Source organism: Paracoccus sp. (in: a-proteobacteria) (genome assembly GCF_035556475.1).
GTDB lineage: Bacteria > Pseudomonadota > Alphaproteobacteria > Rhodobacterales > Rhodobacteraceae > Paracoccus.
The window spans coordinates 50,538-64,037 of record NZ_DATMFA010000100.1 but is presented as its reverse complement, the minus strand read 5'-3'; the positions used below and the strand labels follow the sequence as shown (position 1 = coordinate 64,037).

Genomic DNA, 13,500 nt, shown 5'->3' with positions numbered 1-13,500 from the left:
CATGGATTGATGCGGGACTCGATCCGTTTCGGGCTTTGCTATCAGGTCACTCTTGCCAATTGTCACGATTTCCGTGATCGTAATATCATGTCAATCTGGCGCCCCAACCCCGCATTCCTGCAACGCCCGGCCTATATGTCGCTGGCGGACCAATTCGCGCGCGCCATTGGCGAGGGCGTGCTGCCCGCCGGCACGCGGCTTGCCCCCCAGCGCAAGCTCGCCGATGAGCTGGGACTGTCCGTCCAGACCGTCTCGCGCGCCTATGAGGAGCTGATCCGTCGCGGCCTTGTCCTGGGCGAGGTCGGGCGCGGCTCGTTCGTGCTGCCTGCCGGGGCCGAGAACGCGCCGCCCTATCTTTCCGAGCGACCGGGCGAGCTGATCGACCTCTCGATCCTGAAGCCCGTCACCGAGCGTATGCATGTCGACCGCTTCCGCGAGGGGTTGCACTGGGTCGCGGATAACCTGACCGCCGCCGCCGCGCTGTCCTTCCGGCCGAATTCGGTTCTTCCCCGGCACCGGCAGGTCGCCGTCGATTGGCTGCGGCGCGGCGGCATTGATACTGCGCCCGAGAATGTCACCATTACCGACGGCGCGACCTCGGCCATCACCTCGGCGGTGATGAGCGCGGTGCCCCCCGGAGGCACGCTTGCCGCCGCCGCGCTGACCCATCATCTGCTGATGCCGCTGTGCAAATATCTGGGCCTGCATCTCGAGGCGCTGCCCATCGACGATGATGGCATTATCCCTGCCGCGCTGGACGCAATGGCGCGAAAAGGCAGCCTCCGCGCGGTCTATATGCAGCCTGCGGCGATCAATCCGATGGCCATTATGACAAGCGCCGAACGCAGGCGCGAACTGGCCGAGATTGCCCGGCGCCACGACATCCTGATCATCGAGAACGACATGCTGAACACGATGATCGTCGATCGTCCACCGCCCATGGCCGTCCTCGCGCCCGAGCGGACGCTGCATATCAACGGCTTTACCAAGACCACCCTGCCCGGCCTGCGGATTGCATGGCTGGTGTCGCCGGGGCGGATGGCCGCCGGGACTGCCAACCGCCACCTCGTGACCAACTGGATGGCGACGCCCGCCATGGTCGAGTTGCTGAGCCACTGGGTCACCGACGGCACGGTCGAGGCGCTGATCGGCTGGCAGCGCGATGCCCTGAGCGTCCGCCACCGCATCGCGCGCGAGGTGCTGGGCGGAGCCGCCTTTCGCGCACATCCCCAAGGGTTGCATCTGTGGCTGGAACTTCCTGCGGGCCGGGACGAGGAGGAGTTCGTCGCACAGGCGCGCCAGCGCGGCGTCGCAATCGCCTCGGGCCGCGCCTTCCGCCTGGGCGAGCGCGATCGGCGCGACGCGGTGCGCATCGCCCTTGGATCGACCGGGACCGAGGAGCTGCGCCGGGGCCTGACTCTGGTTGCCGAAACCTTGGGAAGCGCGTCCGAGCCGCTGCTGCCGCTGGTTTGATAGGCATCATTTGACATTAAATTGTTATGATATTATTTTATGATTGACCTGATTTGATGTGATTGCCAAGTTCGCCCCATGCCGCAAGGGGAACCGCGCTTGGAACAGCCGATCATCCGCATCGAGAACCTGCAGAAGTCCTTCGGGAAGCTCACCGTCATCGACGGGCTGAACTTCGAGGTGAGGAAGGGCGAAAAGCTGGCGCTGATCGGGCCGTCCGGCTCGGGCAAGACGACGATCCTGAGGATCCTGATGACGCTCGAAGATCTCTCGGGCGGACGGATCGAGGTCTGCGGCGAGCCGCTTTATCATATGTCGAAGAATGGAACAGAGGTGCCGGCGGACGAGGCGCATCTGCACAAGATGCGCCGCCATATCGGCATGGTCTTTCAGCACTTCAACCTGTTTCCGCACAAGTCGGTGCTGCAGAACATCACGCTTGCCCCGATACTGACCAAGGGCGAGGCGCGGGCCGTTGCCGAAAAGCGCGCCCGCGAGTTGCTGGAGATGGTTGGCCTGTCGGACAAGGCCGATTACATGCCCGCGCAACTCTCGGGCGGGCAGAAGCAGCGCGTCGCCATCGCCCGCGCGCTGGCCTTGCAGCCGCAGATCATGCTCTTCGACGAAGTGACCTCGGCGCTCGACCCAGAACTGGTCGAGGAGGTGCTGGAGGTGATGAAGCGCCTCGCCGCCGAGACCGACATGACCATGCTGCTGGTCACGCATGAGATGGGCTTTGCCCATGACTTCGCCGACCGCGTCCTGTTCTTTGACCGGGGCCGGATCGTCGAGCAGGGCCCGCCCGCACAGATCTTCACCGCGCCGCAAGAGGACCGCACGAAGTCCTTCCTGCGCAAGATCATCGCCGCCGGACAGCGCGTGTGATGCCACCCCGACAGGAGAGAATGATGAAGAAATGCCTGATTGCCGCGCTGCTTCTGACAGTGCCCCTGCCCGCCTTGGCCGAAAAGCTGGACGACCTGAAGGAGCAGGGCTTCGTCCGCATCGCCATCGGCAACGAGCCGCCCTATACCGCCGTCGCCTCGGACGGCAAGGTTTCGGGCGCAGCGCCCGATGTGGCGCGCGCGGTCTTCGAAAAGCTCGGGATCAAGGATCTGGAGGCCTCGATCGCCGAATATGGCGCCATGATCCCCAGCCTTCAGGCCGGGCGCGTCGACGCGATCACCGCCGGGCTTTTCATGAAGCCCGAGCGTTGCCAGGCCGTCGCCTATTCCGAGCCGATCCTGTGCGATGCCGAGGCGCTGCTGGTTCCCAAGGGCAACCCCAAGGGCTTCAAGTCCTATGCCGACATTGCGAATGACGCGGCCGCCAAGCTTGGCGCGCCCGGCGGCGGAACCGAGGAGAAGCTGGCGCTGGACGCGGGCGTACCGCGCGACCGGCTGATCGTGGTCCCCGACCCGCAATCGGGGCTGAAGATGGTTCAGGACGGCCGCATCGACGCCTATTCGCTGCCCGTTCTGTCGCTGAACGACTTGCTGGCGAAATCCGCCGACGCCAATCTGGAAGTCTTCGCCCCGGTCGAGGGCGCGCCGGTCTATTGCGACGGCGCGGCCTTCAACAAGAAGGACACCGCGCTACGCGACGCCTTCGATGTCGAGCTGGCGAAGATGAAGGAATCCGGCGAATTCGCCAAGATCATCGAGCCCTACGGTTTCTCGGCGGACGCGGCGAAATCCACGACGCGCGCGGCGCTCTGCGGCGAATGAACCCGGGCGGCGGGGCCTGACCCCCGCCCCTTTCCAATCAGGACGGAAGGCAGGCATCAGCGCATGGGCGACTGGGCAGGATATCTTCTACTCATCCTTCAGGGGACATGGATCACGGTCAAGCTGACCCTGATGGGCTCGGCGCTGGCGCTGGTCGTGGCCTTCGTTGCCGGTCTTGGCCGGGTCTCGCGCCATGCGCCGCTGCGCTGGCTTTCGACCGTCTATATCGAGTTTTTCCGCGGCACCTCGATCTTCGTCCAGCTGTTCTGGATCTATTTCGTGCTGCCGATGACGGGGATTCACCTGTCGCCCATGCAGGCCGGGGTGATGGCGCTGGGGCTGAATGTCGGGGCCTACGGGGCCGAGGTGGTGCGGGGCGCGATCCTTGCCGTGCCGCGCGACCAGTTCGAGGCCTGCGTCGCCGTCAACCTGACCCGCTTTCAGCGCATGAGGCACGTGATCCTGCCCCAGGCCTTGCCGCTGATGCTGCCGACCTTCTGCAACAATGCGATCGAGCTTTTGAAGGCCACCTCGGTCGTGTCGCTGATCTCGCTTTCGGACATGACCTTTCAGGCGCAGGTGGTGCGGTCGCAGACCGGCAGCACGCTGCTGCCCTTCGTGACGATCCTTCTGCTCTATTTCGCAATGTCCTCGGCGATCTCCTTCGGGATGCGGCGGCTGGAGCGTCGCGTGACCCGCGGTCTGGACGGGGTGCGCTAGGATGGAATGGGACTGGAACTTCGCGCTTTCGATCCTGCCCGTGCTGCTGCAGGGGTTCAAGATCACGCTGCTTGCCACCTTCCTCGGCGCGATCGTCGCGGCGGTGCTGGGCCTCGTCTTTGCGATCCTGCGCCGGTCCCCGAACCGGATCGTCGCGCGGGTGACGGGATTTATCGTCGAGTTCATCCGCGGCACGCCGCTGCTCGTGCAGCTTTACTTCATCTTCTACGTGCTTCCCGATATCGGGATCAGCCTTCCGGCCCTGACCGCCGGGGTGATCGGGATGGGCCTGCATTACGCGACCTACACGGCCGAGGTCTATCGCGGCGGGATCGAGGCCGTGCCGCGCGGCCAATGGGAGGCGGCGAAGGCCACGAACCTGACCACGCGCCAGACCTGGCTGCATGTGGTCCTGCCGCAGGCGGTGCCGCCGATGATCCCGGCCATGGCGAACTATCTGCTCGCCATGTTCAAGGAGACGCCGCTGCTCTCCGCGATCACCGTGGTCGAGTTGATGAATCAGGCGAAATCGGTCGCGAACTCGTCCTATCGCTATGTCGAGCCGATGACGCTGGTGGGCGCGATGTTCCTGATCGTCAGCGTCCTCTCGGTCATCGCGCTGCGCTGGCTGGAACGCCGTTACGGAAGGATTTCGCGGTGAACATCCTGAACCTGCCCATCGAACTGGACGACCGCCCTCTGCCCCGGCGCATCGGGCTGGTGACGCTGGCGACCGACCACACGACCGAGGTTGATTTCGCGGTCCTGCCCTCGCGCGGCATCGGCGTCTATGCGACCCGCATCCCCTTCGCGAACCCGGTGACGCCCGAGACGCTGGCGGCGATGGCCAAGGACGTGACCGCCGCCGCGGCGCTGATCCTGCCGGGCGAGGATCTGGATGCGGTGGTCTATAGCTGCACCTCGGCTTCGGTGGTGATCGGGGACGAGGCGGTGCGGGACGCGATCAAGCGGGGCAAGCCGGGGGCCGAGGCGATCACGCCGATCTCGGCCGGCTTCGCCGCTTTGCGCGCGCTTGGCGCGGGACGCATCACGCTGATGACGCCCTATACCCCCCGGACCACCGCGCCGATGGCCGAATGTTTCGAGGCGGGCGGCTTCGGGCTGCAAGGCGTTTCCTGCCTGAACATGACCGACGACCGGGAGATGGCCCGGATCTCGCCCGCGACGATCATCGAGGCGGCGCGCGCCGCCCTCGTCCCCGGCAGCGAGGCCATGTTCATCGCCTGCACCGCCGTCCGCGCCTCGGGCATCATCGACCGGATCGAGGAGGCGGTGGGCGTCCCGGTGGTTTCCGCAAATTCCGCGACGCTCTGGGCCGCGCTGCGGGCCTGCGGCGATACCGGCGCGGCGGCGCCCGGCCAGTTGACGAGGCTGCCATGACCGTGACGCTCGACCATGTGCGGGACGCAGCGCGGCGCATCGCGGGCCATATCATCCGCACCCCGATGCTGCGGGATGAAAGCCTCACGGTGCGGTTGGGCCAGCCGGTCTGGATGAAATGCGAATATCGCCAGACCACCGGCGCCTTCAAGCTGCGGGGCGCGACGAACGCCCTGCTGTCCCTGCCGCCCGAGGCGCTGGCGCGGGGTGTCGTCACCGCTTCGACCGGCAATCATGGCCGGGCGCTGGCCCATGCCGCCCGCGCCCTTGGCGTGCCAGCGACGGTCTGCCTGTCCCGGCTGGTGCCGGCGAACAAGGTCAAGGCCATCCGCGATCTGGGAGCCGAACTCCGCATCATCGGCGCGAGCCAGGACGAGGCGATGGAGGAGGTCGCGCGCGCGGTCGAGAACGAGGGGCTGACAGAAATCCCGCCATTCGACCACCCCGACGTGGTAGCGGGACAGGGCACGCTGGGGCTTGAGATCCTCGAAGAAATCCCTGCCCTCGGGACGCTCCTGATCCCGCTGTCTGGTGGCGGCCTTGCCGGTGGCATCGCGGTCGCGGCCAAGGCGCTCGACCCGCGGGTCAGGGTGATCGGGGTCAGCATGGAAAGGGGCGCGGCCATGGCCGCCAGCCTGAAGGCCGGTCACCCCGTCGATGTGGTCGAGGAGGCGACGCTCGCTGACTCGCTGGGTGGCGGCATCGGGCTAAGGAACCGCGTCACCTTCGATCTGTACCGCGCGCTCCTCGATCAGACCATCCTTGTGACCGAGGCCGAGATTGCCGAGGCCATGCGCCATCTGGCCCGCGCGGGCCATGTCGTCGAGGGCGCGGCGGCTGTGGGTCACGCCGCCCTCCTCTCCGGCAAGGTGCGCCCGGAGGGTCCGGTCGTCACGCTGCTGTCGGGCGGGAATATCGACCCCGCCCTCCATGCCCGGATCATGGCGGGCGCGAATAGGGTGGAGCCGGCATGAGAAACCCCGTCACCATCCTGACCGAGGCCGAACTGCGCCAGCTCGTGCCGCTGGACCTCGACGCGGTCGATTGCATCGAGGATGCCTTCCGCGCGCTGGCGACGAAGCCGGTCGCCATGCCCGACATCCTGCGCCTCGACATCCCCGAGCATCGCGGAGAGGTGGATGTGAAGACCGCCTATATCCCCGGCCTCGACCATTTCGCGATCAAGATCAGCCCCGGCTTCTTCGACAATCCGAAGCTGGGTCTGCCCTCGACCAACGGGATGATGGTGGTGCTGTCGGCGCGCACCGGACTGGTCGAGGCCCTGCTGCTCGACAATGGCTATCTGACCGATATCCGCACCGCCGCCGCGGGCGCCGTCGCCGCCCGGCATCTGGCGCGCGAGGACGCGCAAACGGCGGCGGTGCTGGGCGCCGGGATGCAGGCCCGGATGCAGTTGCAGGCGCTGGCGCTGGTCCGACCGATCCGCGCCGCGCGGGTCTGGGCGCGGAATGCCGCGAATGCCGATCGCTTCGCCGTCGAAATGGCCGCGCTGCTGGGCTTCCCGGTCGCACCTGCCGAAACCGTGGCCGAGGCGACGCGGGATGCGGACGCGATCATCACCACGACCCCTGCCGAGACGCCGATCCTAACCGCCGCCGATATCCGCCCCGGCACCCATGTGACCGCCATGGGATCGGATGCCGAGCACAAGAACGAGATCGCCCCCGACCTGATCGAGGCCGCCTATTACGTCGCCGACCGCCTCTCGCAGACGCGCCGGCTGGGCGAGCTGCATCATTCGCCATTGGTTCAGCGCGATTTCCGCGAACTCGGACAGATCATCGCAGGCCTCGCCCCCGGACGCAGCAACCCGGACCAGATCACGCTGGCCGATCTGACCGGCACCGGCATTCAGGACACCGCCATCGCCGCCCTTGCCCTGTCGCGCGCGCACAGCACAGGGACCGGCGCCAAATTTTCCCTTTGAGAGCATCATCATGACAGACGTCTCATTGAAATTCACCCGCGACGAATATGCCGCCCGGCTGGCCAAAACCCGAAAGGCGATGGAGGCGAAGGGGGTCGATCTGCTGATCGTCACCGATCCCTCGAACATGAACTGGCTGACCGGCTATGACGGCTGGTCCTTCTATGTCCACCAATGCGTCGTCGTCCCGCCGGAGGGCGAGCCGATCTGGTTCGGACGCGGGCAGGATGCGAATGGCGCGAAGCTGACCGCCTATCTGCGACACGAGAATATCGTCGGTTATCCAGATGATTACGTCCAGAACCCCGAAAAGCACCCGATGGATTACCTCTCGGGCATCCTGCGGGACAAGGGCTGGGGGGCAAAGCGCATCGGCGTCGAGATGGACAATTACTGGTTCACCGCCGCCGCCTTCGCCAGCCTGACGAAGCACCTCGCCGATGCGCGCTTCAGCGATTGCACCGCGCTGGTCAACTGGCAGCGCGCGGTGAAATCGCCGCAGGAAATAGCCTATATGCGCAATGCCGCCCGCATCGTCGAGGCGATGCATGCCCGCATCACCGACAAGATCGAGGTGGGCATGCGCAAATGCGACCTCGTGGCCGAGATCTATGACGCGGGCACGCGGGGCGTCGACGGGATCGGCGGCGACTATCCGGCAATCGTGCCGCTGCTGCCTTCGGGACGCGACGCCTCGGCCCCGCATCTGACATGGGACGACAAGCCGATGAAATCCGGCGAGGGGACGTTCTTCGAGATCGCGGGCTGCTATAACCGCTATCACTGCCCGCTGTCGCGCACGGTCTTTCTGGGCAAGCCGACGCAGGCCTTCCTCGACGCGGAAAAGGCGACGCTGGAGGGGATGGAGGCGGGGCTTGCCGCCGCAAAGCCCGGCAATACCTGCGAAGACATCGCCAAGGGCTTCTTCGGCGTGCTGGCGAAATACGGCATCAAGAAGGACAACCGCACCGGCTATCCGATCGGCCTCAGCTATCCGCCCGACTGGGGCGAGCGCACCATGTCGCTGCGCCCCGGCGACAAGACCGTGCTGGAGCCGGGCATGACCTTCCACTTCATGACCGGCCTCTGGCTCGAGGACATGGGGTTGGAAATCACCGAGTCGATCCTCATTACCGAAACCGGCGTCGAATGCCTGGCCAATGTGCCGCGCAAGCTGTTCGTGAAGGACTGAGGCGATGCTTCAGATGCAGATGGCTCCCTCGCCCGTCACCTCGACAGTCGATTTCGACGCGCCGGGGGTCAGCCACGGCTTCCTGCGCCTGCCCTATTCCCGCGACGATGCCGCATGGGGATCGGTCATGATCCCGCTGAGCGTGGTCAAGAATGGCGAGGGGCCGACGGCGCTGCTGACAGGGGCGAACCATGGCGATGAATATGAGGGGCCGATCGCGCTTTTCGACCTCGCCTCGACCCTGCGCCCCGAGGAGGTCACGGGCCGGGTCATCATCATTCCCGCGATGAATTATCCGGCCTTTCTGGCGGGGACGCGCACCTCGCCTATCGACCGGGGCAACCTGAACCGCAGCTTTCCGGGCCGCCCGGATGGTTCGGTCACGCAGAAGATCGCGGATTATTTTCAGCGTGTGCTGCTGCCGATGGCGGATGTGGTGCTGGATTTCCACTCCGGCGGGCGCACGCTGGATTTCCTGCCCTATTGCGCCGCGCATATCCTGCCCGACAAGCGCCAGCAGGCGCAGAGCTTCGACCTCGTCCGGGCCTTCGGCGCGCCATGGTCGGTCAGGATGCTCGAGATCGACGCGGTCGGCATGTATGACACCGCCGCCGAGGAGATGGGCAAGGTCTTCGTCACCACCGAGCTTGGCGGCGGCGGCACCGCCAGTGCCCGCACCGCCCGCATCGCCCGCGACGGGCTGCTGAGCATGCTGGTCGCGGCCGGGGTGATGCGGGGCGCGGTCGCGGCGGGGCCGACCCAATGGCTCGACATGCCCGACGCCGATTGCTTCACCTTTGCCGAGGATGGCGGGCTGATCGAGTTTCACGCCGATCTGGGCGACCGGATTGAAAAGGGCCAGCCCATCGCCCGCATCTTTCCCGTCGCGCGCACCGGCCTGCCGCCCGTCACCGTTCACGCCAATCGCGCGGGCCTGTTCATGGCCCGGCATTTCCCCGGACTGGTCAAGCCCGGCGATTGCGTCGCGGTGATCGGCGTCGAAATCGAGGATGAACCATGTTGAAGGACCAGAAACTGTTCCGCGAGGATGCCTATATCGGCGGCGGATGGCGCGCCGCGGATACCCGCTTCGCCGTCACCGACCCCGCGACCGGGCAGGCCATCGCTCAGGTCGCGAAGCTCGGGCCATCGGGCGCGCGTGCGGCGGTGGATGCAGCCGAGGCCGCCTTTCCCGGCTGGGCCGCGATGCTGCCACAGGACCGTTCTGCGCTGCTTCTGCGCTGGTATCAGCTGATCCGCGACAATCGCGAGGATCTGGCGCGGCTGATGACCGCCGAGCAGGGCAAGCCGCTGTCGGAATCCCGGGGCGAGATCGACTATGCCGCGAGCTTCGTGGAGTTCTATGCCGAGGAGGCGAAGCGCCCGAATATCGAGAGCATCACCTCGCACCTCTCCACGGCCGAGATGGAGTTGTGGCGCGAACCGCTGGGCGTCGCGGCGCTGGTGACGCCGTGGAATTTTCCCTGCGCCATGATCACCCGCAAGGCGGCGGCCGCGCTGGCGGCGGGCTGCACGGTGGTGGTCCACCCCTCGGCCGAGACGCCGCTTTCGGCCACGGCGCTGGTGGAACTTGCGGACCGTGCGGGCATTCCGGCAGGCGTCTTCAATGTCGTGACCGGCGCGGCGCCCGAGATCGTCGCCGAATGGTGCGCCGATCCGCGCGTCCGCGCCCTCAGCTTCACCGGCTCGACCGAGATCGGCAAGCTGCTCTACCGCCAATCCTCGGACACGGTGAAGCAGCTGGTGCTGGAACTGGGCGGGCACGCGCCCTTCATCGCCTTTGCCGATTGCGACCTCGACCTTGCAATCGAGGAGGCGATCAAGGCCAAATTCGCGACCTCCGGGCAGGATTGCCTTGGCGCGAACCGCTTCCTGATCGAGCGTCCGATCTACGACGAATTCTGCCGCCGCTTTGCCGAGGCGACCGCCGCATTGACGCTGGGTCCGGGCATCGAGGATCGCGACCTTGGCCCCCTGATGAACGAGAACGCGGTCAGGAAGCAGGAGGAGCAGGTCCGCGACGCGCTGGACCTTGGCGCGCGGCTGCTGACCGGGGGTGATCGAGACGCGCAGGGGCCACTCTTCTATCAGGCGACCGTTTTGGCAGATGTCCCGCCCAACGCGCTGATTTTCCGCGAGGAAACCTTCGGCCCCGTCGCCGCCCTCGCCCCCTTCGAGACCGAGGCCGAGGCGCTTAGCATAGCCAATGCCACCGAATACGGGCTGGTCGCCTATCTGCACACGCAGGATCCGCGCCGCATCTATCGCCTGTCCCGCGCGCTGCAATTCGGCATGGTCGCCGTCAACCGCACCAAGGTCACCGGCGCGCCAATCCCCTTCGGCGGCATGAAACAATCCGGCCTTGGCCGCGAAGGCTCGCGCCACGGGCTCGAGGCTTTCACCGAGATCAAATACGTCTGCCGCGACTGGGCAGAGCAAGACAGGAGAGCGTGATGCTGACCAATGACGAGCTGTCCAAATGGGACCGCGAGAGCTTCTTTCACCCTTCGACCAATCTCGGTCCGTTTGCCCGGGGCGAGGGGGCGCAACGGATCATCCAGACAGCCGAAGGTGTCCATATCACCGATCGCGACGGCAACCGCCTGCTGGACGGCTTCGCCGGGCTTTATTGCGTGAACGTGGGCTATGGCCGGACCGAAATCGCCGAGGCCATCGCGAAGCAGGCGCAGGAACTGGCCTATTACCATTCCTATGCCGGGCATGGATCGGAGGCCTCGATCACGTTGGCGAAGATGGTGATGGATCGCGCGCCTGAAGGGATGGCGCGGGTCTATTTCGGCCTCGGCGGGTCGGATGCCAATGAAACGAACGTGAAAATCGTCTGGTATTACAATAATATTCGCGGACTTCCTCGGAAAAAGAAGATCATCTCGCGCTGGCGCGGCTATCACGGGTCCGGGCTGATGACGGGCTCGCTGACCGGGCTGGAGCTGTTTCACAAGAAGTTCGACCTGCCGCTGGCGCAGGTCATCCATACCGAGGCGCCCTATTACTTCCGTCGCAAGGAAGCTGGCATGACCGAGGAGCAGTTCAGCGCCCATTGCGCCGAGGAGCTGGAGAAGCTGATCGCGGCCGAGGGCGCGGACACCATCGCCGCCTTCATCGGCGAGCCGGTGCTGGGAACCGGCGGCATCGTCCCCCCGCCCAAGGGCTATTGGGAGGCGATCCAGAAGGTTCTGGCGCGCCACGACATCCTGCTGATCGCGGATGAGGTGGTGACGGGCTTCGGACGGCTTGGGTCGATGTTTGGCAGCGATCACTATGGCATCGCGCCCGACATCATCACCTGCGCCAAGGGCCTGACCTCTGCCTATGCGCCGCTTTCGGGCAGCATCGTCGGCCAGCGCGTCTGGGACGTGCTGATGCAGGGCAGCGACGAGTTCGGGGTCTTTGGCCACGGCTGGACCTATTCCGCCCATCCGATCGGCGCGGCGGCGGGCATCGCGAACCTGAAGCTGATCGACGAGCTTGGCCTTGTTGAAAATGCAGGAAAGACAGGAAAATACCTGAATAACCTCATGCAATCTGCATTGGCCGAACACCCGAATGTCGGTGAGATCCGGGGTGAGGGTATGCTCTGTGCGGTCGAACTTGTCCGCGACCGCGACAGCCGCGCCTTCTTCGACCCGGCCGAGGGGATCGGGGCCAAGGTGGTCGGCGCGATGCTGAAGCGCGGGGTGATCGCGCGCGCCATGCCGCAGGGCGACATCATCGGACTCGCCCCGCCGCTTTGCCTGACCGAAGCCGAGGCGGGCGTCATCGTGGAAGCCGCCGCGGATGCCGTTCGCGAAGTCTTGGGCTGACCATGACCGGGATTCCGAAAACCATGTCCGCCATGATCCTGACCTGTCATGGCGGGACCGACCGGCTGAAATGGCGGCAGGACTGGCCGGTGCCTCGGCCCGGACCGGGCGAGGTTCTGGTCCGCATCACCGCCTGCGCCAAGAACAACACCGATCGCAAGGTGCGCGAGGGGCTTTACTCGACCGCCGAGGACGGAGGGATCACCTCCTTTGCCATGGCCGGGACGACGCTCAGCTTCCCTCGCATACAGGGCGCGGATACCGTCGGCCGGGTGGTTGCGGTCGGCGATGGCGTCCCGCCCGGCAGGATCGGCGAGCGCGGCCTGCTGGATTTCAACATCTATCCCGATGCGCGTCCCGACCTGAACCTCGCGCCGGATTACTACGGCCACGGCGCGGATGGCGGGTTCGCGGAATATGGCGCGTTTCCCGCCGACCAGTTCCACGCCATCGCCAACCCGGAGCTTTCCGATGCCGAGCTTGCGACGCTCGGGATGTGTTCCTGGCAGACGGGCTATCACATGCTGACCGCGGCGGGCGTCCGGGCGGGCGAGCATGTCCTCGTCACCGGCGCTTCAGGCGGGGTCGGCACCGCGCTGATCCAGCTTTGCCGCGTGATCGGGGCGATCCCCCATGCCGTTGCGAGCGCCGGGAAAGGCGCGGCCCTGCGCGAATTGGGGGCGGAAAGCGTCATCGACCGCCGCGCGGTCACGGACTGGGCGGATGCGATCGCCGAGGCGACGGGCGGGGCCACCCTCGACGCAGTGATGGACCTTGTCGGCGGCGCGATGACGGTTCCGCTGATCGAGGCGATGTGCCGGGACATGCGCCAGCGCCGCACGCCGCCGCGCCTCTCGATTGCCGGGGCGAGCGGCGGCAATGTCACCGCGCTGCCCTGGACTCTGATCTACCTCAATCAGGTGCAGATCTTCGGCGTCTCGCACGGCACACGCGACGAAGCCCGCCAGCTTGTCGCCTGGATCAGGGAGGGGCGGCTCCGCCCCGTGCTGGCGGGGATCGTGCCGCTTTCCCGCCTCCACGATGCCGAGCGTCTTTTTATCGAGCGCGGCCGGGATTTCATCGGCAAGCTGGTCGTCGTGCCCGATGCGGTCCTGCGTGAAGGGAACGGGACGGATCGGCAGAACCTCATGGCCGGGTTCGCCGCCGAGGAGCCGGTCCCTTAGACGGCTGCCG

At 66.2% G+C, this 13,500-nt stretch carries 13 protein-coding genes; all 13 read left to right on the top strand.

Annotation, left to right across the window (positions count from 1 at the left end):
* The first annotated feature begins 87 nt into the window (after positions 1-87).
* Positions 88-1,473 (top strand): PLP-dependent aminotransferase family protein, encoded by a 1,386-nt coding sequence (locus VNQ78_RS13500; protein WP_325690590.1) that lies wholly within the window; start codon positions 88-90, stop codon positions 1,471-1,473.
* Positions 1,474-1,572: 99 nt separating this feature from the next.
* Positions 1,573-2,358, top strand: a complete 786-nt coding sequence (gene ehuA, locus VNQ78_RS13495) for an ectoine/hydroxyectoine ABC transporter ATP-binding protein EhuA (RefSeq protein WP_325690588.1) — start codon at positions 1,573-1,575, stop codon at positions 2,356-2,358.
* A gap of 23 nt (positions 2,359-2,381) precedes the next feature.
* Positions 2,382-3,200: an ectoine/hydroxyectoine ABC transporter substrate-binding protein EhuB gene (gene ehuB, locus VNQ78_RS13490; protein ID WP_325690586.1), complete on the top strand. Its 819-nt coding sequence runs from the start codon at positions 2,382-2,384 to the stop codon at positions 3,198-3,200.
* A 63-nt stretch (positions 3,201-3,263) separates the two neighbouring features.
* Positions 3,264-3,920, top strand: a complete 657-nt coding sequence (gene ehuC / locus VNQ78_RS13485; RefSeq protein ID WP_325690584.1) for an ectoine/hydroxyectoine ABC transporter permease subunit EhuC — start codon at positions 3,264-3,266, stop codon at positions 3,918-3,920.
* 1 nt (position 3,921) lies between these two features.
* The gene (ehuD, locus tag VNQ78_RS13480) at positions 3,922-4,581 is read left to right on the top strand and encodes an ectoine/hydroxyectoine ABC transporter permease subunit EhuD (protein WP_325690582.1); all 660 of its coding nucleotides are present in this window, start codon (positions 3,922-3,924) and stop codon (positions 4,579-4,581) included.
* Complete coding sequence (locus VNQ78_RS13475; protein ID WP_325690580.1) at positions 4,578-5,321, top strand: ectoine utilization protein EutA; 744 nt, start codon at positions 4,578-4,580, stop codon at positions 5,319-5,321. Before ehuD ends, VNQ78_RS13475 begins: the two co-directional genes overlap by 4 nt.
* A complete protein-coding gene (gene eutB, locus VNQ78_RS13470) occupies positions 5,318-6,295 on the top strand; it encodes a hydroxyectoine utilization dehydratase EutB (RefSeq protein ID WP_325690578.1) in 978 nt (325 codons plus the stop codon). The genes VNQ78_RS13475 and eutB overlap by 4 nt, the downstream gene beginning before the upstream one ends.
* Positions 6,292-7,269 carry a cyclodeaminase gene (locus VNQ78_RS13465; RefSeq protein WP_325690576.1) on the top strand — a complete coding sequence of 326 codons (978 nt, stop codon included), beginning with the start codon at positions 6,292-6,294 and terminating at the stop codon, positions 7,267-7,269. The genes eutB and VNQ78_RS13465 overlap by 4 nt, the downstream gene beginning before the upstream one ends.
* Before the next feature lie 10 nt (positions 7,270-7,279).
* Positions 7,280-8,461 (top strand): ectoine hydrolase DoeA, encoded by a 1,182-nt coding sequence (gene doeA / locus VNQ78_RS13460; RefSeq protein WP_325690574.1) that lies wholly within the window; start codon positions 7,280-7,282, stop codon positions 8,459-8,461.
* Between the two features lie 19 nt (positions 8,462-8,480).
* Entirely contained in the window at positions 8,481-9,485 is a 1,005-nt protein-coding gene (gene doeB, locus VNQ78_RS13455; RefSeq protein WP_414694071.1) for a N(2)-acetyl-L-2,4-diaminobutanoate deacetylase DoeB, read from the top strand.
* The gene (locus VNQ78_RS13450; protein ID WP_414694070.1) at positions 9,482-10,936 is read left to right on the top strand and encodes an NAD-dependent succinate-semialdehyde dehydrogenase; all 1,455 of its coding nucleotides are present in this window, start codon (positions 9,482-9,484) and stop codon (positions 10,934-10,936) included. Before doeB ends, VNQ78_RS13450 begins: the two co-directional genes overlap by 4 nt.
* Entirely contained in the window at positions 10,936-12,306 is a 1,371-nt protein-coding gene (locus VNQ78_RS13445; protein ID WP_325690570.1) for an aspartate aminotransferase family protein, read from the top strand. Before VNQ78_RS13450 ends, VNQ78_RS13445 begins: the two co-directional genes overlap by 1 nt.
* Positions 12,307-12,329: 23 nt before the next feature.
* Positions 12,330-13,490: an alcohol dehydrogenase family protein gene (locus VNQ78_RS13440; RefSeq protein ID WP_325690568.1), complete on the top strand. Its 1,161-nt coding sequence runs from the start codon at positions 12,330-12,332 to the stop codon at positions 13,488-13,490.
* Positions 13,491-13,500 lie beyond the last annotated feature (10 nt).